General features: G+C 71.8%; 19 protein-coding genes and 1 pseudogene. 13 read left to right on the top strand and 7 right to left on the bottom strand.

What is annotated here, in order from left to right; translation table 11 throughout:
• Positions 1-608: 608 nt before the first annotated feature.
• Positions 609-779: a hydrophobic protein gene (locus tag LZ604_RS19060; protein ID WP_234516589.1), complete on the top strand. Its 171-nt coding sequence runs from the start codon at positions 609-611 to the stop codon at positions 777-779.
• Between the two features lie 76 nt (positions 780-855).
• Here LZ604_RS19060 and LZ604_RS19065 read toward each other — a convergent pair whose 3' ends face one another.
• A complete protein-coding gene (locus LZ604_RS19065) occupies positions 856-1,779 on the bottom strand; it encodes a serine hydrolase (RefSeq protein WP_234516723.1) in 924 nt (307 codons plus the stop codon).
• A gap of 270 nt (positions 1,780-2,049) precedes the next feature.
• On the opposite strand from LZ604_RS19065, the gene LZ604_RS19070 reads away from it, so the two are divergent.
• Together LZ604_RS19070 and LZ604_RS19075 are read left to right on the top strand one after the other, a co-directional pair.
• Positions 2,050-2,595 (top strand): cysteine hydrolase family protein, encoded by a 546-nt coding sequence (locus LZ604_RS19070; protein WP_234516590.1) that lies wholly within the window; start codon positions 2,050-2,052, stop codon positions 2,593-2,595.
• A pseudogene (locus tag LZ604_RS19075) lies at positions 2,592-3,519 on the top strand (GlxA family transcriptional regulator). Before LZ604_RS19070 ends, LZ604_RS19075 begins: the two are co-directional and overlap by 4 nt.
• A 33-nt stretch (positions 3,520-3,552) precedes the next feature.
• Here the strand turns inward: LZ604_RS19075 and LZ604_RS19080 are convergent.
• Together LZ604_RS19080 and LZ604_RS19085 are read right to left on the bottom strand one after the other, a co-directional pair.
• On the bottom strand, positions 3,553-3,981 hold the full coding sequence (locus LZ604_RS19080) for an ATP-binding protein (RefSeq protein WP_234516591.1): 429 nt from the start codon (positions 3,979-3,981) through the stop codon (positions 3,553-3,555).
• Between the two features lie 133 nt (positions 3,982-4,114).
• A complete protein-coding gene (locus tag LZ604_RS19085) occupies positions 4,115-4,873 on the bottom strand; it encodes a helix-turn-helix transcriptional regulator (protein ID WP_234516592.1) in 759 nt (252 codons plus the stop codon).
• Positions 4,874-5,037: 164 nt separating this feature from the next.
• On the opposite strand from LZ604_RS19085, the gene LZ604_RS19090 reads away from it, so the two are divergent.
• A complete protein-coding gene (locus tag LZ604_RS19090) occupies positions 5,038-6,006 on the top strand; it encodes a threo-3-hydroxy-L-aspartate ammonia-lyase (protein ID WP_234516593.1) in 969 nt (322 codons plus the stop codon).
• Between the two features lie 288 nt (positions 6,007-6,294).
• Here the strand turns inward: LZ604_RS19090 and LZ604_RS19095 are convergent, their stop codons facing one another.
• Complete coding sequence (locus LZ604_RS19095; protein WP_234516594.1) at positions 6,295-7,104, bottom strand: SDR family oxidoreductase; 810 nt, start codon at positions 7,102-7,104, stop codon at positions 6,295-6,297.
• Between the two features lie 114 nt (positions 7,105-7,218).
• Here LZ604_RS19095 and hemC point away from each other — a divergent pair, with 114 nt between their 5' ends.
• From hemC to ftsH, 4 genes are all read left to right on the top strand, one after another.
• Positions 7,219-8,151, top strand: a complete 933-nt coding sequence (gene hemC, locus LZ604_RS19100; RefSeq protein WP_234516595.1) for a hydroxymethylbilane synthase — start codon at positions 7,219-7,221, stop codon at positions 8,149-8,151.
• A gap of 338 nt (positions 8,152-8,489) precedes the next feature.
• Positions 8,490-12,590, top strand: a complete 4,101-nt coding sequence (locus tag LZ604_RS19105) for a Pls/PosA family non-ribosomal peptide synthetase (protein ID WP_234516596.1) — start codon at positions 8,490-8,492, stop codon at positions 12,588-12,590.
• Positions 12,591-12,612: 22 nt separating this feature from the next.
• On the top strand, positions 12,613-13,305 hold the full coding sequence (locus LZ604_RS19110) for a hypothetical protein (RefSeq protein ID WP_234516597.1): 693 nt from the start codon (positions 12,613-12,615) through the stop codon (positions 13,303-13,305).
• Between the two features lie 122 nt (positions 13,306-13,427).
• Positions 13,428-15,485 carry an ATP-dependent zinc metalloprotease FtsH gene (gene ftsH, locus LZ604_RS19115; protein ID WP_234516598.1) on the top strand — a complete coding sequence of 686 codons (2,058 nt, stop codon included), beginning with the start codon at positions 13,428-13,430 and terminating at the stop codon, positions 15,483-15,485.
• 428 nt (positions 15,486-15,913) lie between these two features.
• Here the strand turns inward: ftsH and LZ604_RS19120 are convergent, their stop codons facing one another.
• Positions 15,914-16,795: a universal stress protein gene (locus LZ604_RS19120; RefSeq protein ID WP_234516599.1), complete on the bottom strand. Its 882-nt coding sequence runs from the start codon at positions 16,793-16,795 to the stop codon at positions 15,914-15,916.
• 339 nt (positions 16,796-17,134) lie between these two features.
• Between LZ604_RS19120 and LZ604_RS19125 the strand changes: the two genes are divergently transcribed.
• Complete coding sequence (locus tag LZ604_RS19125) at positions 17,135-18,703, top strand: APC family permease (protein WP_372482161.1); 1,569 nt, start codon at positions 17,135-17,137, stop codon at positions 18,701-18,703.
• An 87-nt stretch (positions 18,704-18,790) separates the two neighbouring features.
• On the opposite strand, the gene LZ604_RS19130 is transcribed toward LZ604_RS19125, so the two are convergent.
• Complete coding sequence (locus LZ604_RS19130) at positions 18,791-19,120, bottom strand: antibiotic biosynthesis monooxygenase family protein (RefSeq protein WP_234516600.1); 330 nt, start codon at positions 19,118-19,120, stop codon at positions 18,791-18,793.
• 153 nt (positions 19,121-19,273) lie between these two features.
• On the opposite strand from LZ604_RS19130, the gene LZ604_RS19135 reads away from it, so the two are divergent.
• The 3 genes from LZ604_RS19135 to LZ604_RS19145 all read left to right on the top strand — a co-directional run bounded on the left by LZ604_RS19135 (position 19,274) and on the right by LZ604_RS19145 (position 22,298).
• Positions 19,274-19,498, top strand: a complete 225-nt coding sequence (locus tag LZ604_RS19135) for a hypothetical protein (RefSeq protein WP_234516601.1) — start codon at positions 19,274-19,276, stop codon at positions 19,496-19,498.
• Between the two features lie 50 nt (positions 19,499-19,548).
• Positions 19,549-19,911: a DsbA family protein gene (locus LZ604_RS19140; protein WP_234516602.1), complete on the top strand. Its 363-nt coding sequence runs from the start codon at positions 19,549-19,551 to the stop codon at positions 19,909-19,911.
• Positions 19,912-20,381: 470 nt separating this feature from the next.
• Positions 20,382-22,298: a glycoside hydrolase family 5 protein gene (locus LZ604_RS19145; protein WP_234516603.1), complete on the top strand. Its 1,917-nt coding sequence runs from the start codon at positions 20,382-20,384 to the stop codon at positions 22,296-22,298.
• A 75-nt stretch (positions 22,299-22,373) separates the two neighbouring features.
• Here LZ604_RS19145 and LZ604_RS19150 read toward each other — a convergent pair whose 3' ends face one another.
• Positions 22,374-23,222, bottom strand: a complete 849-nt coding sequence (locus LZ604_RS19150; RefSeq protein ID WP_234516604.1) for an RNA polymerase sigma factor SigF — start codon at positions 23,220-23,222, stop codon at positions 22,374-22,376.
• A 312-nt stretch (positions 23,223-23,534) separates the two neighbouring features.
• On the opposite strand from LZ604_RS19150, the gene LZ604_RS19155 reads away from it, so the two are divergent.
• Positions 23,535-24,299 carry a DUF4328 domain-containing protein gene (locus LZ604_RS19155; protein WP_234516605.1) on the top strand — a complete coding sequence of 255 codons (765 nt, stop codon included), beginning with the start codon at positions 23,535-23,537 and terminating at the stop codon, positions 24,297-24,299.
• Positions 24,300-24,325: the final 26 nt, after the last annotated feature.

The following is a 24,325-nucleotide window of genomic DNA, read 5'->3' on the forward strand; positions in this document are numbered from 1 at the left end:
GTCACCGGTACGGTGCTGGACGCCTCCTAGCCGGTACCGCATGAGAGGACGGGACCGCGGCCGGTGCGGGCCGCGGTACCGCATGAGAGGACGGGACCGCGGCCGGTGCGGGCCGCGGTCCCGTCCTCGGCGCGCAGACACGCCGACGGGAACGGGGGAAGAACCGACGAAAGGGTGATCATCATCCTGCGTTCGGAGCCGTGAGGCTTCTACACGGAGCGTTCTCGGGCAGGTGCGGGCGTATGCCCGCGCCTACAGACGAGAGGGGATCCGTGATGAAGGAGCGTCATGCGAATCGGCAACGGAAGCATCCGTCGGGCAGGGGTGCGTGGATCGGGCGTGGCGTCCGCCGCCTGTACACGTGGCTGCGACGCCATGGGCGCTGCGTCCCTGACCGGTTTCTGGAGGGCGCGGCGTACCAGCTCGGGAGCGGTGCCGTGACCCTGGTTCTGCTGTGGTGGGGGACCAGGCGCTGAGGCCGCGACGGAACCGCCCCGATGGGCCGTCAAATGACACCGGGTGCCCGCACCGACGGCGAAGAAACCATGGTGCTCGAGCGCGTACGCCCAGGAAGTCAGGGGCAGACGGAGCGGCGGAGGTTGATAACTATGGTTCCCCTGCTTCTGGTTCTCCTGCTCGCACTGATTCTCTTCGGTGCCGGATTCGCGCTGAAGGCGCTGTGGTGGCTCGCGGTCGTCGTGCTGGTGCTGTGGCTGCTGGGCTTCGTCGTCCGGCCGGCCGGCACCGGTGGACGCAAGGGCCGCTGGTACCGCTGGTGACACCGGCCGATCCCATGGGTGTGGGGCCGGCGCACGCGCCGGCCCCACACCCATGCCCGGGTCCCCCGACGGGTCGTCAGTGGCCGGAGACCGAGCGCACGGCGTTCCGTGCCGCGCCCTGCACCAGGGCTATACCGTCCTTCATCGAGGTGCTGCCGTCCGAGAGAACCGCGACCAGGTAGCGGTGTTTGTTCACGGTGATCTGCCCGATGCTGTTGATGTCCCACAGCCCGGTCGTGGTGCGCTGCAGCCATCCGTTCTTCAAGGCCCACCCCGACGCCGCGGCCGCGGAGACGCCCCACGCCTGGTCCTTGTCGATACGGGTCATCAGCATCCGGATGTACTGCCGCGAGTCCGCGCGAAGCGCCGGGGCGCCCGCGTGCCCCGCCGGGACGGTGTCGAAGACCGCCCGCAGCAGCCGTATCTGGTCCCGGGCGGTCGTCTGCGTCAGCCCCCACAGGAGGCCGGGGCCGCCCTTCGTGGCGGTCAGCCCCAATCGCTTGTTGGCCGCCTCGAGCCCCCGGGCTCCGCCGATCTGCCGCCACAGCGCGGTCGCCGCCGCGTTGTCACTGTGCCGGATCATCGCATCCGCGTGAGCGCGCTCCGGCGCGGTCAGGGGCCGTCCCGCGTCCTGCGCCTGGAGCAGCACCGCGGCGAGGATGTCGACCTTGACGATGCTGGCCGTGTCGTACCGGGTGTCGGCCCCGTGGACCGTGGGCTCCCGGCCCGTGCCGTCCAGGTCGAGCACCGCGGCGGTCACCCGCGTCCTGCCCTGGGGATGCACGGGGGCCGGCGACCCGGCGGGGGTGTGGGCCCCGGCCGAAGACGCGGCCGTCTTCGCAGGAGACGTGGCCGCGTCCGCGGGCGCCGAGTGGAGCGCGCCGGCCGAGAGCAGGCCCGTCACCGACGCCAGGAGTACACCGGCGCAGACGGTGGTGCGCTTGCGTCGGCGCCCGCCTGCGGTCTCCGGGCGTCGGGGGGAGAACGGTCGGAAGAGCATGGTCAAGCAGGCCTCAATAGGTCGGATGGAACGGGCAGTGAACGTCGAAAGTAGACAAAACACCCGATCCTCGAAGTGACGGCCGTCACTGGGGGCGCCTTTTGCCCCGAAGTGTGGGGAGAGCCACAGGTCGACATGTGGGCCGGGTCACACGCTCCGTCTGTGGGGGTCATTCGCCGACCGCAGCGCCCCGCGTGTGACCGGATCGTTCCGCCACGAGCCCTGATCGGGTCTGCGATCAAGACATCTTTCCTGCTCACCATGGGTGTCATGAATCGCGCACTGGTCGTCGTCGATGTCCAGGAATCCTTCCGCGCTCACCCTCTGTGGGAACGGATCTCCGACCCGAAGATCGCCGAGCCGGTGGGCCGGCTGGTCGCGCTGGCCCGCGCCGCGGGCGATCTCGTCGTCTGGGTGCTGCACCCTGAGCCGGGCTCCGGGGGTGTCTTCGATCCGGAGTCGGGGCACATCCGGCCCCTGGCGGAGCTGGACGGCCCGCGGCCGGGTGAGCCGGTGCTGCACAAGACGTCCCACAACGCCTTCACCACGACCAACCTTCAGCAGCTGCTCACCGAGACCGGTATCCGTGAGTTGCGGGTGTGCGGTATCCGCACCGAGCAGTGCGTCGAGACCACCACCCGAGTCGGCAGCGACCTCGGCTACCGCATGGTGTTCGTCACCGACGCCACCGCCACCCACCCCATCGGTGAACTGAGCCCCGCCGCGATCATCGAGCGCACCGAGGCGGTGCTGCGCGACCGGTTCGCCCGCATCGCCACCGTGGCCGAACTCGAGGCGGAGGCGTCCGGCGCGTGACCCGCGTGGTCTTCGTTCTGCTGCCCGGTGTCCACCTGCTGGACCCGGCCGGTCCCGCCCAGGTCTTCAGCAAGGCGGCGGACTTCGGACTGCCGTACGAACTGGCGTACGTGGCCGAGCAAATGCAGGTCGTCAGTGCCCAGGGGCTGCCGCTCCTCGCGACCACCGAGTGGCCCGTCCTGTCCACCGACGACCTCCTGGTGGTGCCGGGCCGGCGCACGCCCGCCTGCGGGACGGGCCCGCCATCGGCGACGACGTCCTGCTGCGGCTGCGCGCCCACCACGCGACCGGCGGCACGGTGGCCGGCGTGTGCGCGGGGGCCGAGGCGCTCGGCCGGGCGGGACTGCCGGACGGGCGCCGCTGCACCACCCACCACGACCTACAGGACGAACTGGCGGTCCGTCACCCCCGGGGCGATCGTGGCCCGGGACGTTCTGTTCACCATGGACGACCGCGTGGTCACCTCGGCGGGTATCGCCAGCGGCATCGACCTCGCCCTGCACCTGGTCGCCGTGCGGCACGGGCCCGCGCTCGCCGCCCGGGTCGCCCGGGACATGGTCGTGCACACCCGCCGTAACGGCCACGAACCCCAGTCGAGCGCCATGCTGCGGCACCGGGCCCACCTGGACGACGCCGTGCACCGCGTCCAGGACCTGATCGACGAGCGGTTCACCGAACCTCTCCCGCTGGACACCCTGGCCTCGTACGCGGGTGCCAGTGCCCGCCACCCGCCGCTTCGGCCGGGTCACCGACGGCCTGATCCCCCTGCGCTACGGGCAGACCCCGCGGCTGGAGCGCGCCGAACACCTCCTGGGCCACGGCGCCACCATGGAGGCCGCCGCCCGCGAGGTCGTCTTCGAGGACGCCCGGATGCTGCGCCGCCTGCGCCGGCGCCCCGGCCCGGCGGGGAGTCGGCGGTCCTGAGGCGAGCCGCCCGCTCCGCCGCCGGTACGCCGGTCAGGCGCCGTCGGTCCCGCTGCCCGGGGCGGGGGGCCTGAAGCACGCCTGGACGATCTTGCCGTCGGGGCAGGGCCGCGCCTGCCACTCGTCGGCCAGCGCGTCGACGAGCAGCATGCCGCGTCCGCCGAGCCGTTCGTCGCTCGGTGGACGACGCGTGGGCAGGTGGCTGGAGTTGTCGTGGACGGCCACGTGCAGACACCGCGTGTCCCAGGTCAGCACCAGCTGCGCGGAGCTGTGCGCGTGCACATGGGCATTCGTGACGAGTTCCGAGATGGTCAGCAGCACCGCGTCCACCGTCTGCGGCGCACGCTCGGTCCAGCCCAGTGACCTCAGGTGCTCGCGAGCCCAGTCACGGGCCGTCTTCACCCCGCTGTTCAGCGGGAGGGAACGCGCCCATCCCACCGCTCTCACCGATGATCCGCTCACCGTGTCCTCCCTGCTGAGACCGTGCACCTTGCGTGTACCCGTCCCGCGCGTGTCGACGCCGCCCGGTCGCACCCGGTCCGGCGCGACACCACCCCCTGGCAGCCGGGACGGAGGACTCACGGAGCGGGGGCTCTCACGGTGTGCCGTCCGGCGGTCCGATGTCGTCCCCGGCCTCGGTGCGGGCCGCCGAGAGGTAGTTGTAGGCGGAGGCCCGGGAGATGCCGAGCCGGGCAGCGACCTGCTGCACCGCGCCGCGGACGGCGAACACTCCGCGCCGGTCGAGGTCGCGGAACAGCTGGAGCCGTTCCCCGCGGCCGAGTTGGGCCCACGGCTTGTTATGGCGGAGCCGGCGTTCGTCGACGATGGCGTCCAGCACCGCGCCGATGTCGTCGCCGAACGTCGTGGTCGGTACGGCCGCGGGGGAGGCGGCGACACCGGCGATCTCGCCGAGCAGGGCATGGACCTGGTTGAGGGCGGTGATGTCGAGGTTGACGCACAGGGCACCGAAGACCGTGCCGCTCGAGTCGCGGAGCACCATGGTCGACGACTTGACCATCTTCCCGTCCCGGGTGCGGGTGAGGTAGTTCAGTTCGTCGCGCGCCTGGTCGCCGCGCGTCAGGAGGTGCATGCCGATCTCGCTCATCGATCCGCCGGGACCACGGCCGGTGACCGACCCGGCGAGGGCGACGATGGAGTGCTCCGGGCGCCGGAAGTCATGGATCACCACTTCGCAGAAGGACCCCAGGGTGGCGGCGATCCCGTCGATCACGGGTGTGAGCGCGGCGATGACGGCGTCCTGCTCGGCGGCCGCCGTCACGGACTGCGCGCGGCTCGCCGCGCCCCTGGAGCCGGTACCGGGCCCGCCGGGCCGCCCGCCGTCCGCGTCGCTCATGCCTGTCCGTCCATGTGCAGTCCGCCCGTCTCTCCTGTACCGGAGCGATGTTCCCGTGGGTTGGACGATAAGTATAGAGTCTGGACAGAAATTCCAACCCGTAGCAGAGTGACGGCGTCGACGACCGCAGGGCGCTCACCGGCGGCCCGGAACGGAGCAGGAACATGACCGACACCCAGCGCGTCACCCTGGCGGACGTGCAGGACGCCGCCGCGCGGATCAAGGGCGTGGCCCACCGCACCCCGGTGCTGCGCTCGCGCACCCTGGACCGGCTGGTCGGCGCCGAGGTCTTCGTCAAGTGCGAGAACTTCCAGCGTGTCGGCGCCTTCAAGTTCCGCGGCGCGTACAACGCCGCGTCACGGCTGTCCCCCGGGCAACTCGCGAAGGGTATCGCCGCGTACTCCTCCGGCAACCACGCGCAAGCCGTCGCCCTGGCCGCTCGCGAGCTGGGCAGCAGCGCCGTGATCGTCATGCCGGAGGACACCCCGGCCTCCAAGCGCGAGGCGACCGCCGGATACGGGGCGGAGATCGTCACCTACGACCGCTACACCGGGGACCGGGTCGCGATCGGGGAAGCGCTGGCGGCCGAGCGCGGACTTTCCCTCATCCCTCCTTACGAACACCCGCACGTCATCGCGGGACAGGGCACGGCGGCCCTCGAACTCGTGGAGGAGGTAGGGGAGTTGGACGCCGTCGTGGTGCCGGTCGGCGGCGGCGGGCTGATCGCGGGAACCGCCACGGCCGCGAAGGGACTTCTGCCCGCCGTGCGGGTGATCGGCGTCGAGCCGGAGGCCGGCGACGACACCAAGCGCTCCCTGGAGGCCGGGCGGCGCGTGTCCGTCCCGGTGCCGCGCACCATCGCCGACGGTCAGGCCGCGGACATCCCGGGTGAACTGACCTTCTCCATCAACCGGCGGCTCGTGGACGAGATCGCCCTGGTCGGCGACGAGGGGATACGGGACGCCATGCGCTTCGCCTTCGAACGCATGAAGCTCGTCGTCGAACCGAGCGGCGCGAGCGCCCTGGCCGCACTGCTGGCCCACCGGATCACCCCCGTGCCGCGCAGGATCGGCGTCATCGTCTCCGGCGGCAACATCAGCGCCGAGCGGTTCAACGAGATCGTCGGCGGCTGAGTGCCCGAGACCGCGCGGCGGGCGTCTCCTCCGGCCCGACGGGCCCGGTGCCGTATGCGGTAAGATCGATCACAAGCCGGTCGCCGGAACTCCCGGTGGCTGTCTGCGCGTTGGTGGTCCAAGGAAAGACGCCCCGCTTCCTGCGGGGAGATGCAGGTGCAAGGCCTGCCCGGCGCTCCGCGACGAGCCCCCTCCCGGCATGTGGTGGGGGCTCGTGTTGCGTTCGCCGGGGCGCCTGCGGCCACGACGTCCACACGTCCTCTGCCCGGGCGTGCCGGGACAACGCGCTCAGGGACGCCGCCAGTCGTCGCTGGTCAGATGAGAGCCGGCCATCGGGCCCATCCGCAGCATGCCGCCGTCCACACTCCAGGACGCGCCGGTGACGTACGAGGCATCGGGACCGGCGAGGAAGGCGATCACGGCCGCGACCTCGCGGGCGTCTCCCGGGCGCCCGAGCGGAATGCCCGTGCGGCGCCGGCTGTGCACGTCCGCGTCCTCCTGGCCCGTCATGGGCGTGGCGATCTCGCCCGGTGCCACCGAGTTGACGGTGATGCCGTGCTCGGCCAGCTCCAGGGCCATGACCTGGGTGAGCAGACCCAGACCGCCCTTGGCCGCGCAGTACGGGGCGGCACCCACCCGTGGCTGGTGTTCGTGCACCGAGGTCACATTGACGATCCGTCCGCCGTCGCCCTGCCGGATCATCCGCCGTGCCGCCCGCTGCCCGCACAGGAACGGGCCGAGCAGATCGACGTCCAGGACCCGGCGCACGTCGTCCGGCTCCAGATCCAGGAAGGGGGTGGCCGTCCCCGTACCGGCGTTGTTGACCAGGACGTCGAGGCGGCCGAGTTCCTCACTCAGCTCGTCGATCGTGTCCGCGGCGGCGGGCAGCCGGGTGAGGTCCAGATGCGCCACGACGGCCCGGCGCCCCTGGCCGCGCACTTCCTCGGCGGTCTCCTCGGCGCCCTTGTGGTCGCTGTGCCAGGTGATGCCGATGTCCATCCCCGCCTCGGCCAGCCGGACGGCGGTGGCGCGGCCGATGCCGGAGTCGGAGCCGGTGATCAGGGCCACCTTGGACGCGGAAGGGGTGGGGGCGGACATGACGGACCTCCCGTTGGGTGCATGCGCTCGGATGACGCATCGCAGTACCCGGGGACGCACGAGACAAACCGGAGATCGTACGCCTGGGCCCGGCCGAGGGGCTATCGTGCCCTCATGCCCGTCGACCTCATCCGCATCGTCTCCCGTGACTCTCCCATGGCGCTCGCCCAGGTGGAGAGAGTCCGGGCCGAACTGGCCGCGCTCCACCCGGCGGTGCGCACCGAGGTGATCCCGGTGAAGACGACCGGTGACAAGTGGATGGGCGACCTCTCCCGCGTGGAGGGGAAGGGCGCCTTCACCAAGGAGGTCGACGCCGCACTGCTGGCGGGTGAGGCGGATCTGGCGGTCCACTGCGTCAAGGACATTCCCGCCGACCGTCCCCTGCCGGCCGGTACGATGTTCGCCGCCTTCCTCAAGCGCGACGACATCCGGGACGCGCTCGTCGACACCGCGGGGCGCACCCTCGACGAACTCCCCGCCGGAACACGCATCGGCACCTCCTCCGTGCGCCGGTCCGCGCAGCTCGCCGCGTCCCATCCGCACCTCCAGTGCGTCCCGATGCGCGGCAACGCCAACCGCCGCCTCGACAAACTCGCCGCCGGGGAAGCCGACGCCCTGCTCCTCGCCGTCTCCGGCCTTCAGCGGATCGGCCGCACCGACGTGGTCAGCGAGATCCTGCCGGTGGAGACGATGATGCCGCCGATCGGCGCGGGTGTTCTCGCCCTGCAGTGCCGTGAGGACGACACCGACACCATCGAGACCGTCAGTGACCTCGGTGACCCGGACACACACCGCGAAACCCTCGCCGAGCGCATGTTCCTGCACGTCCTGCAAGGCCACTGCAACAGCCCGATCGCCGGGTTCGCCCGTGCCGGGCGCGGCGGGGAACTCTCGCTCCGGGCCTGCGTGTTCACCCCGGACGGCAAGACCGTGCTCAACGCCCACGAGTGGGCGGGCCGCCTCGACCCTGCCACCCTCGGCACCTCCGTCGCCGTCGCCCTCCTCCGGCAGGGCGCACGCGACCTGATCGACAGCATCGCGCACTGAACGGGAAGGCCGCGCCCGCACCCTCGACTGGTCTTCGCTCAACTCCGCTGTGACCGGCGGCCATCCGAGCTGCCAGTCGGCGCGGCCACGGCGTTCGGCCGGCGCCCGCCCGGGCCCCTGGCGCGTCCGTGCCCCGGGAATGCCCCGGCTTCGGAGAGGCGAGCAGTGACGTACGGGGAAACACCAGGAGGACGTACGAGGGAAAAGGCCGGGGACCACCGGCGCACCGAGAGCCACGGCTCCTGTCCTCTCAGCTCTCTCTCAGCGGCCATCGGACAGGCTGGACGGGTGACCGACAGGCGAGCGGACACCCCACGCTCGGGAGAGAGTGAGCCCCCATGGCCTCCAGCACCTCCGCCCCGCCCGTCTTCCCGGCTGGAGGTCACGCCGGCCCGAGGAAGACGGGCTCGGCCCGCAGACTGCACGGCTTCTACGAATCGGCCTGCGACAAGGCGCCGTCGTCCGTGGCGCTCGAATGCGACGAGCGGCGGCTGACCTACGCCGACCTCGACGCCCGTGCCAACCGGATAGCCCACTACCTGCGCCGCGCCGGCATCGGCCCGGGCGCGCGCGTGGCGCTGCTGCTGCCGCGCTCGGTGGACATGTACGCCTCCCTGCTGGCGGTCGGCAAGGCCGGCGCGGCGTTCATCCCGATCGACCCCGCGTCCCCAGCCGACCGGGTCGCCTTCGTCCTCGGCGACGCCGACGCGGCCGCACTGCTGACCGTGTCCGCACTCGCCCCCCGGGCGTCGCAGAAGCGCATACCGGCGGGGTGCAGGGTGATCGACCTCGAAGAGTGCGCCGGTGCACTCGACACTCTGCCCACCACTCGCCCGGACCCCGCGGACGCGGGCGACGACGACCCGCTCGCGTACATCATGTACACCTCGGGCTCCAGCGGCAGGCCCAAGGGCGTGCAGATCGCCCAGTCGAGCATCTGCAACTTCCTCCGCGTCGTCACCCCCGTCTACGGCGTACGCCCCCACGACCGGGTGTACCAGGGAATGACCATCTCGTTCGACTTCTCCATCGAGGAGATCTGGCCGACGTGGACGGCGGGCGCCACGCTCGTCGCAGGACCCGCGGGTCCCGGGCGGCTCGGCGCCGACCTCGCCGACTTCCTGGAGGAGCATGGCGTCACGGTGCTGTACTGCGTCCCGACGCTGCTGGCGACGATCCCACGGGAACTGCCGAGGATCCGGACGATCGCCGTGGGCGGCGAGGCATGCCCGGGGCAGCTCGTCGAGCGCTGGGGCAGGCCGGGACGCCGCATCCTCAACACCTACGGGCCGACCGAGGCCACCGTCACCGCCACCTGGAAGGAACTGCTTCCGGGACGTCCCGTGACCATCGGGCGGCCTCTCCCGACGTACTCGGCGGTCCTGCTCGACGAACGGCGTCGGCCCGTGCCGCCCGGCGCGGTCGGTGAGATCTGCCTCGGCGGACCCGGTCTCGCCCTCGGCTACGTGGGGCGGCCGGACCTCACCGCCGACCGTTTCATCGAGTACCCCACGACTCCCTCCGGCGGCCGGCTGTACCGCACCGGGGACCTGGGCCGGATGACCGACGACGGGGAGATCGAATACCTGGGCCGGGCCGACGCCGAGGTCAAGATCCGCGGTTACCGGGTCGCGCTCGACGAGATCGACAACCTGCTGCTCGAGGATCCGGGCGTGGCCGAGGCGGTCACCGCGCTCGTCCCCGCGCCCGGCACGGACGGAAACGGGCAGGACGACGGTGAGTACGGCAAGACCCTGGCCGCCTACGTCGTACGCACCCCCAAGGACCCGGAGGGAGGCGCCTCGGGCGACGACGTCCTCGTCGCCCGGCTGCACGAGCGCCTGCGGCGCACCCTCCCCGCCTACATGGTGCCGTCGTACGTGGACGTCCTCGACCGGCTGCCGGCCATGCCCAGCGGCAAGGTCGACCGCAGGCGGCTGCCGGCGCCGACCGGCCGCCTGTTCAGGTGGAACGGCCCGGTGGTACCCGCCCGCGGCGAGTGGGAGACGCGGGTGCGGGACGTCTGGGCCCAGGTGCTCGGCATCGCCCCTGACCAGCTGTCGGCGGAGGCGGACTTCTTCACCGACCTCGGCGGCCACTCCCTGCTCGCCGCCCGGGCCGTGTCGCTGCTGCGCGGCCGGGACGGCGAAACCGGCCCCACGCTGCGTGACCTCTACGGAAACCCGACCGTGCGGACGCTCGCGGCGCGACTGCGCACCTCGGCCGCCACCGTCCCCTCCGTCGCGCGGCCCCGCCCGCAACCGCTCCGCCACCGAAGCGGCCGCATCGCGCGCGCCGGGGTGGTCCAGGCCGGAGTGCTGTACGTGACGTTGCTCCTGTTCACATTGCCGGTCGCCGTGTACGCCGCACAGCACAGAGGGATCTCGGACTGGTCGATCGTCGAACTGGCCGGCCTCGTGCTGGCCGGTTACACCGCCGTGCGCTGGATCGTGCCCTTCCTGCTGGCGCGCCCGCTGGCGGCGGGCATCCGCCCGGGCCGCTATCCGCTCTGGGGAGCGACCTATCTGCGCCTGTGGAGCCTGAGCCTGCTACTGGGCCTCAGCCCGCTGGGGACGCTGAGCGGTTCCCCGATGATGGCCCCCTGTCTGCGGCTGCTCGGTGCGCGTATCGGAGCCCGCACCACCATCGCCACCGGTATGATCCCCCTCCCGACCCTGCTGACCATCGGCAGCGACGTCGCGATCGGCTACGGTGCCACGCTGCGCACCTGGCAGGTCGCCGACGGGTGGGTGACGGTCGCTCCGGTCACCATCGGCGAGGGGGCGTTCGTCGGCGCCAACGCGGTGCTCGAACCCGGCTCCCGCATGGATGCCCGCTCCGGGCTCGGTGAGCAGTCCGTGCTCGGCCCCGACGAGGTGGTCCCCGCCGGGGCACGCCGTGCCGGATCCCCCTCCCGCCCGGTCGAGGCGCTCGCCCCGGCCGTCGAGACCATGCTGGGCAGGTGCGGCGGCACGGACCGGTGGCGGCCCCGTCAGCTGGCCGCCGCGCTGCTCGGCCTCGTCTTCCTGGAACTGGCCGTACCCGCCATGGGCCTGCCGTGCCTGGCACTGTTCTGGTTCGCATGGACGCGCTGGGGCACAGGGGCGGCCGTCGGCGCCACCGCGCTGGTCGGCCCGCTGTGGGTGGGCACGGTGTGCTGCTCGGTCGCCGTCGGCAAACGAGTCGTCCTGCCCGCGGTGCCCCTCGGCATCCACCCGGCCCGCTCCTCGCTCGGTGTCCGCAAGTGGGTCGCGGACAGGCTGCTGGCGTGCAGCCTCGCCTTCACCAATTCGCTCTACGCGACCCTCTACACCGTGCCGTGGCTGCGACTGCTCGGCGCGCGTGTCGGCCGGGGCGCCGAGGTGTCCACCGCCGCGTACCTCGACCCGGACCTGCTCACCCTGGGGGAGTGCAGCTTCGTGGCGGACATGGCGAGCGTCGGATCCGCCGCCTTCGCAGCCGACCGGGTGGCGTTCGGGCCCACCGAGGTGGGCAGCCGCGCCTTCGTCGGCAACGCGGCGCTCGTACCGGCGGGAACGGAACTGGGGGCCGACTCGCTGGTCGGCGTGGCGACCGTCCCGCCGCCGGACCGGGTAGCGCCCGGAACCAACTGGCTGGGTTCACCCGCGCTGCGGCTGCCGGTGCGCCAGAGCAGCGGCTTGTACCCTGAGGAACTCACCTACTGGCCGACCCGCAAAGCCGTACTCGTCCGCCTGGGCATCGAGTTCTTCCGGGCCACCGTGCCGCCCGCGGTGCTGGCCGGAGGCGCCTACCTGTATCTGGCGGTGCTGTCCGTCCTCGCCCGGGCCGCGGGGCCGGCGGCGGTGCCGGTGTCGCCCTTCCTGGCCATGGGCGGGTCACTGGCCGTCATCGCGTTCTGCGTGGTGGTCAAGCGGGTGGTCGTGGGCAGATACCGGCCGCGCGTCGAGCCTTTGTGGAGCCTGTTCGTCCGGCGCACGGAGTTCGTCACGGGCCTCTACGAGGCCGCCGCGGTCCCGGCAGGAGTGGGTACGCTGGTGGGCACACCGTTCCTGCCGCCGGTGCTCCGTCTCCTCGGCGCCCGCATCGGCCGGCGCACCTGGATCGGCACGACCTTCCTCACGGAGTTCGACCTGGTGGAGGTGGGTGACGACGCCACGATCGATCCGAATGTCTCCTTGCAAACACATTTGTTCGAAGACCGCGTCATGAAGATGTCCAAGGTGATCGTCCGCTCCGGTGCCGGCATCGGCACCCGATCGATCGTGCTGTACGACGCCGTGGTGGGCGACGGCGTTCGGCTCGGGGCGCTGTCCCTGGTCATGAAGGGCGAACGGCTCACGCCGGGGACGAGCTGGCTCGGACTCCCCGCCGAGGGCCTGGTCGAGCGCTCCGCCTCCGGGCCGCGGGAACGCCCGCCCGTCCACACCGGGCGCGCGGAGCACGACCAAGGAGTGTGAACCGGGGGTTGGTGAAGAGGACATGACACAGATGGACCGTGCCGGGAGCGGGCGCCGCCCCCTGGCACTCGTCTACCGCGGCCCGGCCTCGCTGCCCGGCTGCCCCGAGGCGGTCGCCGGACTCCTCGCCGACGGACCCTGGGGCCTGGACGTACGCTTCACCGGCCCGCACGAGGAGCTGCCGCTGTCGGCCGAGTCGCTCGCCCGGGCCCAGGTGTACGCCCAGCCGGGCGGCGGCACGCTCCGCCGGGCCTACTGGAGGCTGCGGCGGCGGCGTGGGGCGATCCGTGACTTCGTCCAGGGAGGCGGCCGCTATCTGGGCTTCTGCCTGGGCGGCTATCTGGCCGGGACCACCCCCGGGTTCGGCCTGCTGCCCGGCGACACGGACCAGTACATCTCCTCGCCGGGGTGCTCGGTCCACGACGAGAGCAACACGCTGGTCGGGGTGGTCTGGCGGGGCCGGCCCCGCACCGTGTTCTTCCAGGACGGGCCGTACTTCGTGCTCGACGAGGACAGGGGTGCGGACACGACGGTTCTGGCCACCTACGACAACGGCACGCCCGCCGCGGTGGTGTCCCGGTTCGGTGCGGGCCGCGTCGGCGTCACCGGACCGCATCCCGAGGCCACGGACGACTGGTTCAGCGACTACGGCCTGCCGCTCCAGGACACCCTCGACCTGGCGCGGGACCTCGTGGAGTCGACCCTGAAGGACTGACCGGGGCGCGACACGCCGGACGGGCGCGTCGGAGGGACCATGGGAAGTGGAGGCCGGTGGCGCGTGTGCCATGGTCCGCCGACGGCGCCGTCCCGCCCGCCTCTCGAAGGAGGCGGTGCACGGTGATCACGCGAGTGCGGATGCCGCACCGGCATCTCACACCGCCGGCCAAGTCCGGACCGCCACGGGAACCGCCGCGGCCACCCACCCAGCAGCCCCGGGCGGGTTGGCAGTGGTGGATCATGCCGTTGGTCTGGGTGGTCTTTCTGGTCGTCCTCATGCTCGTCCGCGCCCCGTCGGGCACCCCACCCACTCACCTGACCTACAGCGACTTCACCGCCAAGGTCGGCGTGGGCCAGGTGAAGACCGTCGACATCAACGACAAGGGGGCGGTCAGCGGCACACTGAAGAACGGCACCAAGTTCACCACCCAGCTCCCGACGGCCCTGGGCACCGGACCGCTCCAGCAGCAACTCCAGTCCCACCATGTACAGATCACCGCGTCCCAGAGCAAGAGCGGCGGCAGCCCGTTCACATCGGTGCTGTCCGCCCTCCTGCCGGTCATGCTCCTCATCGGGGTCTTCTGGTGGATCGGCCGCCGCGCCGCGCGGTCCATGACGGGCGGGCTGAGTGCCATCGGCCGCTCCCGAGCGAAGATCATCGAGGCGGAACGCCCGACCACCAGGTTCGACGACGTGGCGGGATACGACGGTGTGAAGCAGGAGATCAGCGAGGTCGTCGACTTCCTGCGCAACCCGTCCCGCTATGCCGCCGCCGGCGCCAAGGGGCCACGCGGAGTGATCATGGTGGGACCGCCCGGCACCGGCAAGACGCTGTTCGCCCGGGCCGTCGCCGGAGAGGCCGATGTGCCGTTTCTGTCGGTGACCGGCTCGGCCTTCGTCGAGATGTTCGTCGGGGTCGGCGCGTCCCGCGTACGCGACCTGTTCGACGAGGCCCGCAAACGCGCACCGTCCATCGTCTTCATCGACGAGATCGACGCCGTCGGTGCCCGGCGCGCGGGCAGCGGGCGGATCGGGGGCAACGACGAACGCGAGCAGACCCTCAACCAGATGCTGGCCGAGATGGACGGCTTCGACCAGTCCACGGGCATCGTCGTCCTGGCCGCCACCAACCGGCCCGAAGCCCTCGATCCCGCGCTGCTGCGCCCCGGGCGCTTCGACCGGCAGGTCACCGTCCCGCTGCCCAACCAGGCCGAACGCGCCGCCATCCTCCGGGTCCACGCCCGCGGCAAGACCCTGGCCCCCGATGTGGACCTCGGCATCGTCGCCCGCGCCACGCCGGGATTCTCCGGCGCGGACCTCGCCAACCTGGTCAACGAGGCCGCCATCAACGCCGTCCGGGCCGACCGCGTCCTGATCGAGCCGAACGACCTCGACTCCGCCCGCGACCGCGTCCTGCTCGGCCGCCGCGAGGCGTCCAACGCCCTGCTGCCCGAGGAACGCCACGCCGTCGCCGTACACGAATCGGGCCACGCCCTGGTCGCCGCACTGTGCGAGCACGCCGACCCCGTCGCCAAGGTCACCGTCCTCCCGTCGGGCATGACGCTCGGGGTGACCGAGCAACTGCCCGAGGCCGAACGCCGTCTGTACAGCGAGGACTATCTGACCGACCTGCTCGCGGTCAGGCTCGGCGGCCGGGCCGCCGAACTGGTCGTCTTCGGGGAAGGCTCCAGTGGCGCCGCGAACGACCTGGCGGGTGCCACCCAGATCGCCACGCGGATGGTCCGTGACTTCGGCCTGTCGCCGGCCCTGGGTCCCGTCGGCTACGCGACCGCGCATCCGAGCCAGCTGGGGGAGGCCGCAGAGGAGCTCGCCCCCCAGCCGTACTCGCAGCAGACCCAGCGGATCATCGACGAGGAAGCCGCGCGTCTGCTCCGCGAGGCCGAGGAGCGGGCGACGGGGCTGCTCCGGGACCACCGCCGGGCCCTGGACCGGCTCAGCGACCTGCTCGTCGTACGGGAGACCGTCGACGGCTCCGCCGTGCTCGATGTGCTGCGGCAGGAGGAGCGGGACCGGCGCGAAGCGAACGGCGGTCCCGCGGACCGGGCACCCGGCGACCTGCGCCCCGTGCCGCCACGAGCCCGCGTCCCCGGTGAGGCGGACCGCTCGGCGGGACCGGCCGCGGATGGCGAGGCGTCCGGGGGCGGCGGGTCTCCGTGAGGCGGACCGCTCGGTGGGACCGGCCGCGTGTGGCGTGGCGTCCGGGGGCGGCGGGTCCCCGTGAGGCGGACCGCTCGGTGGGACCGGTCGTGGACGGCGTGGCGTCCGGGGGTGGCGGGTCACCCGCGGGACCGGCGGTGGACGGCGTGGCGTCCGGGGGCGGCGGGTCTCCGTGAGGCGGACCGCTCGGTGGGACCGGCCGCGGATGGCGTGGCGCCCGGGGGTGGCGGGTCACCCGCGGGACTGGCGGTGGACGGCGTGGCGTCCGGGGGCGGCGGGTCTCCGTGAGGCGGACCGCTCGGTGGGACCGGTCGTGGACGGCGTGGCGTCCGGGGGCGGCGGGTCACCGAACGGTTCGGACTGACGGGGTGATCCGTGGGGAGTGCGTGCCCGCGGCCATGCGTGCCGCATCCCCTCGCCTCGGCAGCTCACGCCGGGGCGTGCGGTACGGCGATGACGGGGCAGCGGGCGTGGCGCAGTACACCCTGGCTCACCGAGCCCAGCAGGGTGCCGGTGAGGCCGCCGTGGCCCCGGGTTCCCACCACCAGTCCGCGCGCGTGGGCGGATGCCTCGGTCAGCGCCTCCGCCGGATGCCCGCTGACGAGTTCGTGGTGCAGCTCGACGTCGGGGTAGTCGGCACCGCGGCCGGAGACGGTCTCGTAGAGCAGGCGCCGGCACTCCTGTCGCGCCGTGTGCTCGTCGAGCACGCCGAGCAGTCCCGGCCGCCAGACGTACAGCGCCCGCAGCGCCGCCCCATGCAGGAAGGCCTCCTCGAAGGCGAAGTCGACAGCGGAGGCGCCGCGCGCGCTGCCGTCCACGCCGAGGACGAAGTACCCGGGCTGCTCGGTGACGTCTTCCGGGTGGGACACCACCACCACGGGGCAGCGGGCATGCGCCAGGACGGGCAGGGCGACCGACTCGGAGCTGAACCACCCCCTCACCCGGTTCAGATGCCGGGATCCCAGGACCACGGCCGTGGCACCGCGGCTCTCCTCCTCCAGGACCCGCGCGGGGTGCCCCTCTGCCGGCCGGGCGGACACCTCCACCTGCGGCCGCCGGGCCGCCACGAAGGCCGCCGCCTTCTCGAGCACCCGCTCCCCGGCCGCGTGCAGGGTGCGCTCCACCTCCTGCCACGAGGCCGGCATCTCCCATCGACGGAACTCGGCGGTCGGCACACTCTCGGCATGGACCAGACGCAGCGGCACTCGGCGTAGCGCGGCCTCGTCGGCCGCCCAGCCCAGCGCCATCCGCTGCGTGGGGTCGGGGTCGACGCCGACCACGATCGGCCGGCGGGCATCAGGTCGGGACATCGTCCTCTCCAGCGATCTCTAGCGGTTCGATTTCGGTGCATGAGGCGCCCGTGTCGCGCCAAGACGGCTTGTCGTACTCTCTTCTCACATTTCGCAACTGAATAGAGACATTCCGTCACCCCGCCTGACCTGTGCAAAGAGCACGCAAAGGAAGTACCTGTGAAACGGTCAAATCTCGAGCCATGCCCTTCTGCTGAGCCCACCTCCATTCCTACTGTGAGCCGCCATTGAGCGTTAATTCGGTGTTCAGATAGTGAGAGGCCCCTTGACGTGGTGAAACTCGACCATGTAGCCCCCGACGTTTCGCGGGACCAGACCGGTCTGAGGCGGGACGTCGGTTTGATCGGACTGATGTGGGCCTCGGTCGGTTCCATCATCGGGTCCGGCTGGCTCTACGGCGCGCAGAAGGCCGTCGTGATGGCCGGTCCCGCAGCCATCATCTCCTGGCTGGTCGGTACGGTGGCGATCGTCCTACTGGCCCTCGTGCACGCCGAACTCGGCGGCATGTTCCCCGTGGCGGGCGGCACGGCCCGCTACCCGCACTACGCCTTCGGCGGCCTGGCCGGCATGTCCTTCGGCTGGTTCGCATGGCTGCAGGCGGCCACCGTGGCCCCCATCGAGGTCGAGGCCATGATCGGCTACGCCGCTCACTGGGACTTCGCCAAGGGCTTCCAGCACGCCGACGGCACGCTGACACCCAGCGGCTTCACCGTCGCCGTGGTCCTGATGGCCGTCTTCGTCGCGGTGAACTTCCTGGGTGTGCGCGTCCTGGCCCACACCAACAGCGCCGCCACCTGGTGGAAGATCGCCGTTCCGCTGGCCACCATCTTCATCATCGCGGCGGGCAACTTCCACTCGCACAACTTCACCGCCCACGGCTTCGCCCCGTTCGGCGCCAAGGGCGTGCTGGGCGCCATCAGCTCCAGCGGCATCATCTTCGCCCTGCTCGGCTTCGAGCAGGCGATCCAGCTGGCGGGCGAGAGCCGTAACCCCAAGCGCGACCTGCCGCGCGCAACGCTCGGCTCGGTGGCCATCGGCGCCGCGATCTACGTGCTCCTCCAGGTCGTCTTCATCGGCGCGCTGCCGCTCAGCTCCTTCGCCCACGGCTGGGACAAGCTCGACTTCCCGGGGATCAGCGGCCCCTGGGCCGGCCTCGCGACGCTGGTCGGCCTCGGCTGGCTGGGCGTGGTGCTGTACATCGACGCCGTGATCTCCCCCGGTGGCACCGGCCTGATCTACACCACCGCGACCTCGCGCGTCTCCTACGGCCTGGCCAAGAACGGCTACGCGCCCAAGCTCTTCGAGAAGACCGACGCCCGTGGCGTACCGTGGTTCGGCCTCGCGATCTCGTTCTTCACCGGCGTGATCTGCTTCCTGCCTTTCCCGAGCTGGCAGGAACTGGTCGGGTTCATCACCTCCGCGAGCGTCCTGATGTACGCCGGCGCCCCGCTGGCCTACGGCGTCTTCGCGGACCGGCTCCCGCACCTCGAGCGCCCCTACCGCCTGCCGGCCGGCAAGGTGATCGCGCCGCTGTCCTTCGTGGTCGCCAACCTCATCATCTACTGGGCCGGCTGGGACACGCTGTGGCGCCTGGGCGTCGCGATCGTCCTCGGCTATGCGCTCCTCGGCGGCTACGCCTGGTACGCCACCAGCAAGGGCCTGCCGGATGCTCCCCGCCTGGACTGGAAGTCGGCCCAGTGGCTGCCCGCCTACCTGGTGGGCCTGGGCCTGATCTCCTGGCAGGGCGGCTTCGGCGGCCAGGCCCACATCGGTCTGTGGTGGGACATGGCGGTCGTCGCGGCCTTCTCCCTCGGCATCTACTACTGGGCGAAGGCGACCGCGTCCCGTCCCCAGGAGATCGAGCGGAGCATCGAGGAGGTCGTGGTCACGGACGCACCCGCCCACTGACCCGGACCCCGATCGGACCCCTAGGTGTCCCGTCCGCCACGGCCGCCCGGCCGCGGCGGACGGGACACCGTCCTGTTCGGGCCCTGCTCACGTGGTCTTCGGCGCGGCCTGCTGCACGACCTCGAAGGACCACAGCGTGGAACCGCTCGCGGCCGGCTTGGGACGCTCTCCGCTCTCCGCGCCACCGCCCTGGTGAGCCGCCTTCATGGGGCCCTCCATCCACGCCTGGAAGGACTCCTCGTCACGCCATCGCATATAGACGAGGTAGGTGTCGGTCCCCTCGACGGGCCTGAGGAGTTCGAACCACTCGAACCCGTCGGAGCTCTCCACGGCATGGGCACGGGAGGCGAAGCGCTTCTCCAGCGTCTCGCGCTGCTCGGCGGGTACGGTCAGTACGTTGATCTTGACTACGCTCATGGCCCCATCCTGCCGCACGGCGACCGGCCCGGGGCGAGCGGCTCGTCCTTCGCGCGGCCGTGTGGGCGCCCCGGGTCGGGCCCCGCGGCGGGGTGCGGAACGACGCCCGCGGCTCGACATGCGCGGGAGCGATCCGCGGGCGAGGGTGAAGGTATGAGCGAGCCGCGCGTGATCGTGTCCGCGCCATCCGAGACCGGTGGCCGACGAGTCCGGTCCGACGGCGAGATCCTCGGGATGGCGTACAACCTGCACGATCTTGCCGTGCTGCTCCAGCGGGCCGGTCTGGAGGGGTGGGACGAGGTGGACGTGGCCGAGTCCCCGCTGATCGAGTGGCACGGCGGCGGTCCGGAGGTCTGGCCGAGGAGCAGCGGCGGCTGACCCGGCCGGACCGATCCCGCCGTGGGCGGCTCCGCGTGCGGAGAAACCGCATGAATGCGCGTGCACCCCTCCGGCCGGTCCGACTGCCGGAGGACACCAATGAGGACGGTGACGGCGTCGTCGTCGGTGACGGCCCTGTGGCACTCGACGCGTACATCGACTTCCAGTGTCCGTACTGCCGGATGTTCACCGAGTCCTCGGGCCCGGTGCTGGACGGGCTGGTGGCCGACGGCCTGATCCGTGTCATCTGCCATCCCGTGGCCATGCTCGACCAGATGTCCACCGATGGCTACACAACGCGGGCCGCGGCGGCCTCCGGCGCCGCCGACGGCGGCAGGTTCGCGGCGTACCACGATGCGCTCCTCGCCAGTCAGCCCCCGAGGGCGGTCCCGGACTCCCTCGGGAGGACCTGATCGCCCTGGGCACGCGGGTGGGACTTAGTCACTCCTTCGCGGCGTGCGTGCGCGGGGGCGTCCAGCTTGGCCGGCCGCCGTACGTCACCGCGCGGGCGGACGAGCACGGCGTGCGGGGCACACCGACGGTGCTGGTCCAGGGCGCTGCGGTGCCGCCGTACCCGGGCCCGATCACGACCGCCGTGGGCGCCGCGCCGCGTCATCCCGTCTGACCGGTCGAGGCCGTGCAGCGTGCTCCTGGCGGCACGCCGGCGCCCGGGGCGGCGGGCCGTACCGCCCGCCGCCGACGGGTTCGTCACCGGTGCAGTGCCTCCGCGGCGGTTGCTCCGTACACTGGCGGCCGTCGCCCGCCGACGGCCGAGTCCGGCCGCTGCCGCGGGGCATCCCGCCGACGGGCACCACGCACTGCGGCGCCTGTCGGCCACGCCACCCCCCGTCCGCGCACCACCGCTCACTCACCAGAGAGCCGTATGCCGACCATCAGACTTGTCCAGCACCTGACAGGAGCGGCCGCGGCCCTCCTCCTGCTGACCTCGGCGCCCGGAGCGCTCGCCGCCGCCCCGCAGTCCTCACCCCGGGCCACCACTGCCACCGCCCCGGTGACCGACACCTGGCAACCGCCGTTGTCCACCCACGGCCGGTACATCGTCGACGCCACGGGCAGACGCTTCCGGCTGAGGTCTGCCAACTGGGACGGCGCGCAAGGGTCCTGGAACGGCAGCGGCAGCATCACCGATCCCGCCAACCACCATGCCGGCCAGGACTCCCACGGCATTCCCCTCGGTCTGGACCGGGTCGCCCTGCCCAAGCTGCTCGCCGACTTCCACGAGCTCGGCATCAACAGCATCAGGCTGCCGTTCTCCAACGAGATGATCCACGCGACGTCTCCCGTGCCGGACACCGCCGTCACCGCCAACCCACAGCTGCGTGGCAAGACGCCGCTGCAGATCTACGACGCCGTGGTGGCCGCGCTCACCGGCGACGGCTTCGCGGTCATCCTCAACAACCACACCAACACCTCCCGTTGGTGCTGCGGCATCGACGGCAACGAGCGGTGGAACACCCGGCAGTCCACCCGGCAATGGGCTGACGACTGGGTCTTCATGGCGCGCCGCTACGCTTCCGAGCCCCGTGTGGTCGGAGCCGACCTCTACAACGAGGTGCGCCGGGACATCATGGACGACCCCAACTGGGGCCTGGGCGACGACCACGACTGGTACGCCGCCGCCCAACTCGCCGCGGACCGCATCCTCACCGAGGCCGACCCCCATCTCCTCATCGTCATCGAGGGCATCAACTGGACCGGCGTGCCCGTCGACGGGCTGCCGCACGGCCGTCCCGCCCTCACCCCCGCACGTACGCTCTCGCACACCCTCGTGGCCACCCACCAGCTGGTCTACTCCGCCCACTTCTACGGGTACACCGGCCCCCGCCACAGCGGTGCCACCGGCATGGGGGAGACGCACGACCCCCGCTATCAGGACCTCAGCCGGGACCAGCTGTACCGAGCCCTGACCGACGAGGCCTTCTACGTGTCCGAGGAGGGCGGTCGGCACTTCACCGCGCCGGTGTGGATCAGCGAGTTCGGCATCGGGGCCGGTGAGACGGGCACCGCCGGCCGTACCTGGTTCGGCAACGTCACCGACTACTTCGCCGATCACGACAGCGACTTCGCCTACTGGCCGCTGGTCGGTTGGGAAGGGCACGACGACTGGTCGCTGCTGCGCTACGACACCGCGGGTCACCGATACGGCATCCTCGACGGGTCCGACTGGCGCAGCACCGCATGGCATCACCTCATGACCGCGCCGACACGCACCGGGCCGGTGGCGGAGGTGCCTTCCTGGCACATGCTCGCCACCGACCACGGGGACCAGGTCGAGTCGCTGCGGGTGCGGTCCGCAGGCGACTGGGACCCGGGCGCCTCCAAGGCCGTGTGCCCCGACGGCCTGCGGCTGACCGGCCTTGGCCACACGGGCGACCGCGGGCTGTGCACCGACGTCACCGCCGGTGATCTGCGCGCCGCAGCCGGCGTCCAGACCGTCGTCACCGACGAACGCCATGTCCCGCAGGGCGGCGACTGGGCCTCGGGTTACACCAAACTCCAGTGTCCCGCCGGCGAGTTCCTGATCGGCTACAGCCACCGCGGCGGCCGTGTGTCGGCGGCGCTCTGTGTCCCCGCCCGGGGCTCCCTGGGTGTCACCGGGCGGACCGTGTGGTTCGACCGGGCCGACGACCGCCCCGCCGGCGCCGACGGCGGCGACTTCGCCTACGGCGACTACAAGGGCCAGTGCGCGGACGACGAGTACGCGGCCGGGATCGCCTTCACCACACGTCTGGGGAGCACGGCGGGTCCTGCCGCCCTGCTGTGCCGCACGCTGTCCTGACCCTGCGCGACGCAGCGCCCCGGGCCCGGCCTCAAGGGCCGCGCCCGGGGCGCTCTCACACCGTCGGCAGGTGAGTCAGTGCGTGGTGAGCAGGCCTTCGCGGAGCCGGGCCAGCATCCGCGACAGCAGCCGCGAGACGTGCATCTGGGAGACACCGAGGCGTTCGCCGATCTGGGCCTGGGTCAGTTCCTCGACGAACCGCATATGGATGATCTGCCGGTCACGCTCGTCCAGTCCGGCGATCATCGGGCCCAGCGCATGGAAGTCCTCCACCAGCTCCAGCGCCCCGTCCTCGGTGCCGATGAAGTCCGCCAGAGCGGTCTCGCCGTCCTCGCCGGTGCTGATGGCGGCATCGAGGGAAGAGGAGTTGTAGCCGTTGGAGGCCAGCCTCGCCTCGACGACCTCTTCCTCCGAGAGGCACATCAGCTCGGCCAGCTCCTTCGTGGTCGGGGTGCGGCCCAGCCGGCTGCGCAGTTCCTCCGTCGCCTTCGCCAGCTGCACCCGCGCCTCCTGGAGCCTGCGCGGCACATGCACCGCCCAGGAGGTGTCACGGAAGAACCGCTTGATCTCGCCGACAATGTACGGCACGGCGAACGAGGTGAACTCCACCTCGCGTGAGAGCTCGAACCGGTCGATGGCCTTGATCAGCCCGATCATGCCGACCTGGACGATGTCCTCCATCTCCTCCGGCCCCCGGCTGCGGAACCGGCCGGCCGCGAAACGGACCAGGGACATGTTCATCTCGATCAACGTGTTACGTGCGTACTGGTACTCGGGCGTGCCCTCCTCCAGCGTCGCCAGTTGGTCGAAGAAGAGCCTCGACAATGCGCGGGCGTCCTTCGGAGCAACCCGCGACGGGTCGGCGACCTCAGGCAGTGCAGCCGTGCCCGCGTCCGCGACCGCTGTCGTCATCGCCGCCGTCATGTTCCCTCCCAGATCGACTACCTGCCTGTTCGCCCGTTGCGGGCTGACGCAACACCGACTGCCCCCAAGCCCGGCGCTTATGCACAACGGCATACGACGAGATGAGCAAAGGCGGCGGGCCACCGGCCGCCATCGGTCACGCCCTGCCGCTCGCCGAGGCCGCCGGCCTCACCCGGAGCGGGCGGACCCGCGACAAGATCCACCCCGAATGGACTACGAGTTCGAACAACTCGTATCTTTCGGATGCCGCGCGTGAGGTTCCGAAAGGAACGGCGTCCGGTGTTTCGACCACACCTCGGGGGATGCTCCACCTTGATCTGTTCACGCTGCCATCAATTCGCCGCGGCACCCGGCGGCACCCTGTGCGCCCGGTGCGTCACCACCCCGGAAGCGACCGCCCAGCCGTTCGCGGCGGCGCCCATGGCCCGGCTGCGCTCACCCGTCGGCCTCGGCCGGGCGACCGCCGTACTGCTCGCACTGGTCGCCGCCGCGGACCTGTTCGCGATCGGCGCGGACGTCGTCATGTACAACGTGTCCGGCGACCTGGCAGACGGTGCCTCGGGGGACGCCGTGAGCCGCCGGGCCGACCGCGCGGACGCGCTCTACGCCGCAGCCGGCGTCGTCCAGACCGTCGCGCTGCTCGCCTGCATCGTCGTGTTCCTGTGCTGGTTCTACCGGGTCCGGGTCAACGCCGAGGTGTTGAGCCCGTCCGGGCACACCAAGGGGCGTGGCTGGGCGATCGGAGGCTGGTTCACGCCGATCGTGAACCTGTGGTTCCCGCGCCGGATCACTCTGGACATCTGGGACGCCAGCAGCCCCTGGGGCGCGCCCCGGCCGCACGGCCTCGTCAACGCCTGGTGGACGCTGTGGATCATCTCGCTCGTGGCCGACCGGTCCGCCTTCTCGGCCTACCGCGGAGCCGACACAGCCCCGGAGCTTCACAGCGCGGCCCGGCACATGCTCATCTCCGACGCCATCGACATCGCGGCCGCGGCGCTCGCGATCCTCGTCGTACTGCGGCTGACCCGCATGCAGCACGAGAAGGCGCTCGACGGGGCCGTCCTGGTCGCGGCCTGACCTTCCAGGCCGAGCGGGGCGGGTCA

This window comes from Streptomyces glomeratus (genome assembly GCF_021462825.1).
GTDB classification, from domain to species: domain Bacteria; phylum Actinomycetota; class Actinomycetes; order Streptomycetales; family Streptomycetaceae; genus Streptomyces; species Streptomyces glomeratus.

Excerpts from the sequence above, each read along its gene's own strand:
- LZ604_RS19060 (WP_234516589.1), top strand. The coding sequence starts at position 609 with ATGGTTCCCCTGCTTCTGGTTCTCCTGCTCGCACTGATTCTCTTCGGT.
- LZ604_RS19065 (WP_234516723.1), bottom strand. The coding sequence starts at position 1,779 with ATGCTCTTCCGACCGTTCTCCCCCCGACGCCCGGAGACCGCAGGCGGG.
- LZ604_RS19070 (WP_234516590.1), top strand. The coding sequence starts at position 2,050 with ATGAATCGCGCACTGGTCGTCGTCGATGTCCAGGAATCCTTCCGCGCT.
- LZ604_RS19085 (WP_234516592.1), bottom strand. The coding sequence starts at position 4,873 with ATGAGCGACGCGGACGGCGGGCGGCCCGGCGGGCCCGGTACCGGCTCC.
- LZ604_RS19090 (WP_234516593.1), top strand. The coding sequence starts at position 5,038 with ATGACCGACACCCAGCGCGTCACCCTGGCGGACGTGCAGGACGCCGCC.
- LZ604_RS19095 (WP_234516594.1), bottom strand. The coding sequence starts at position 7,104 with ATGTCCGCCCCCACCCCTTCCGCGTCCAAGGTGGCCCTGATCACCGGC.
- hemC (WP_234516595.1), top strand. The coding sequence starts at position 7,219 with ATGCCCGTCGACCTCATCCGCATCGTCTCCCGTGACTCTCCCATGGCG.
- LZ604_RS19105 (WP_234516596.1), top strand. The coding sequence starts at position 8,490 with ATGGCCTCCAGCACCTCCGCCCCGCCCGTCTTCCCGGCTGGAGGTCAC.
- LZ604_RS19110 (WP_234516597.1), top strand. The coding sequence starts at position 12,613 with ATGACACAGATGGACCGTGCCGGGAGCGGGCGCCGCCCCCTGGCACTC.
- LZ604_RS19120 (WP_234516599.1), bottom strand. The coding sequence starts at position 16,795 with ATGTCCCGACCTGATGCCCGCCGGCCGATCGTGGTCGGCGTCGACCCC.
- LZ604_RS19130 (WP_234516600.1), bottom strand. The coding sequence starts at position 19,120 with ATGAGCGTAGTCAAGATCAACGTACTGACCGTACCCGCCGAGCAGCGC.
- LZ604_RS19135 (WP_234516601.1), top strand. The coding sequence starts at position 19,274 with ATGAGCGAGCCGCGCGTGATCGTGTCCGCGCCATCCGAGACCGGTGGC.
- LZ604_RS19140 (WP_234516602.1), top strand. The coding sequence starts at position 19,549 with ATGAATGCGCGTGCACCCCTCCGGCCGGTCCGACTGCCGGAGGACACC.
- LZ604_RS19145 (WP_234516603.1), top strand. The coding sequence starts at position 20,382 with ATGCCGACCATCAGACTTGTCCAGCACCTGACAGGAGCGGCCGCGGCC.
- LZ604_RS19150 (WP_234516604.1), bottom strand. The coding sequence starts at position 23,222 with ATGACGGCGGCGATGACGACAGCGGTCGCGGACGCGGGCACGGCTGCA.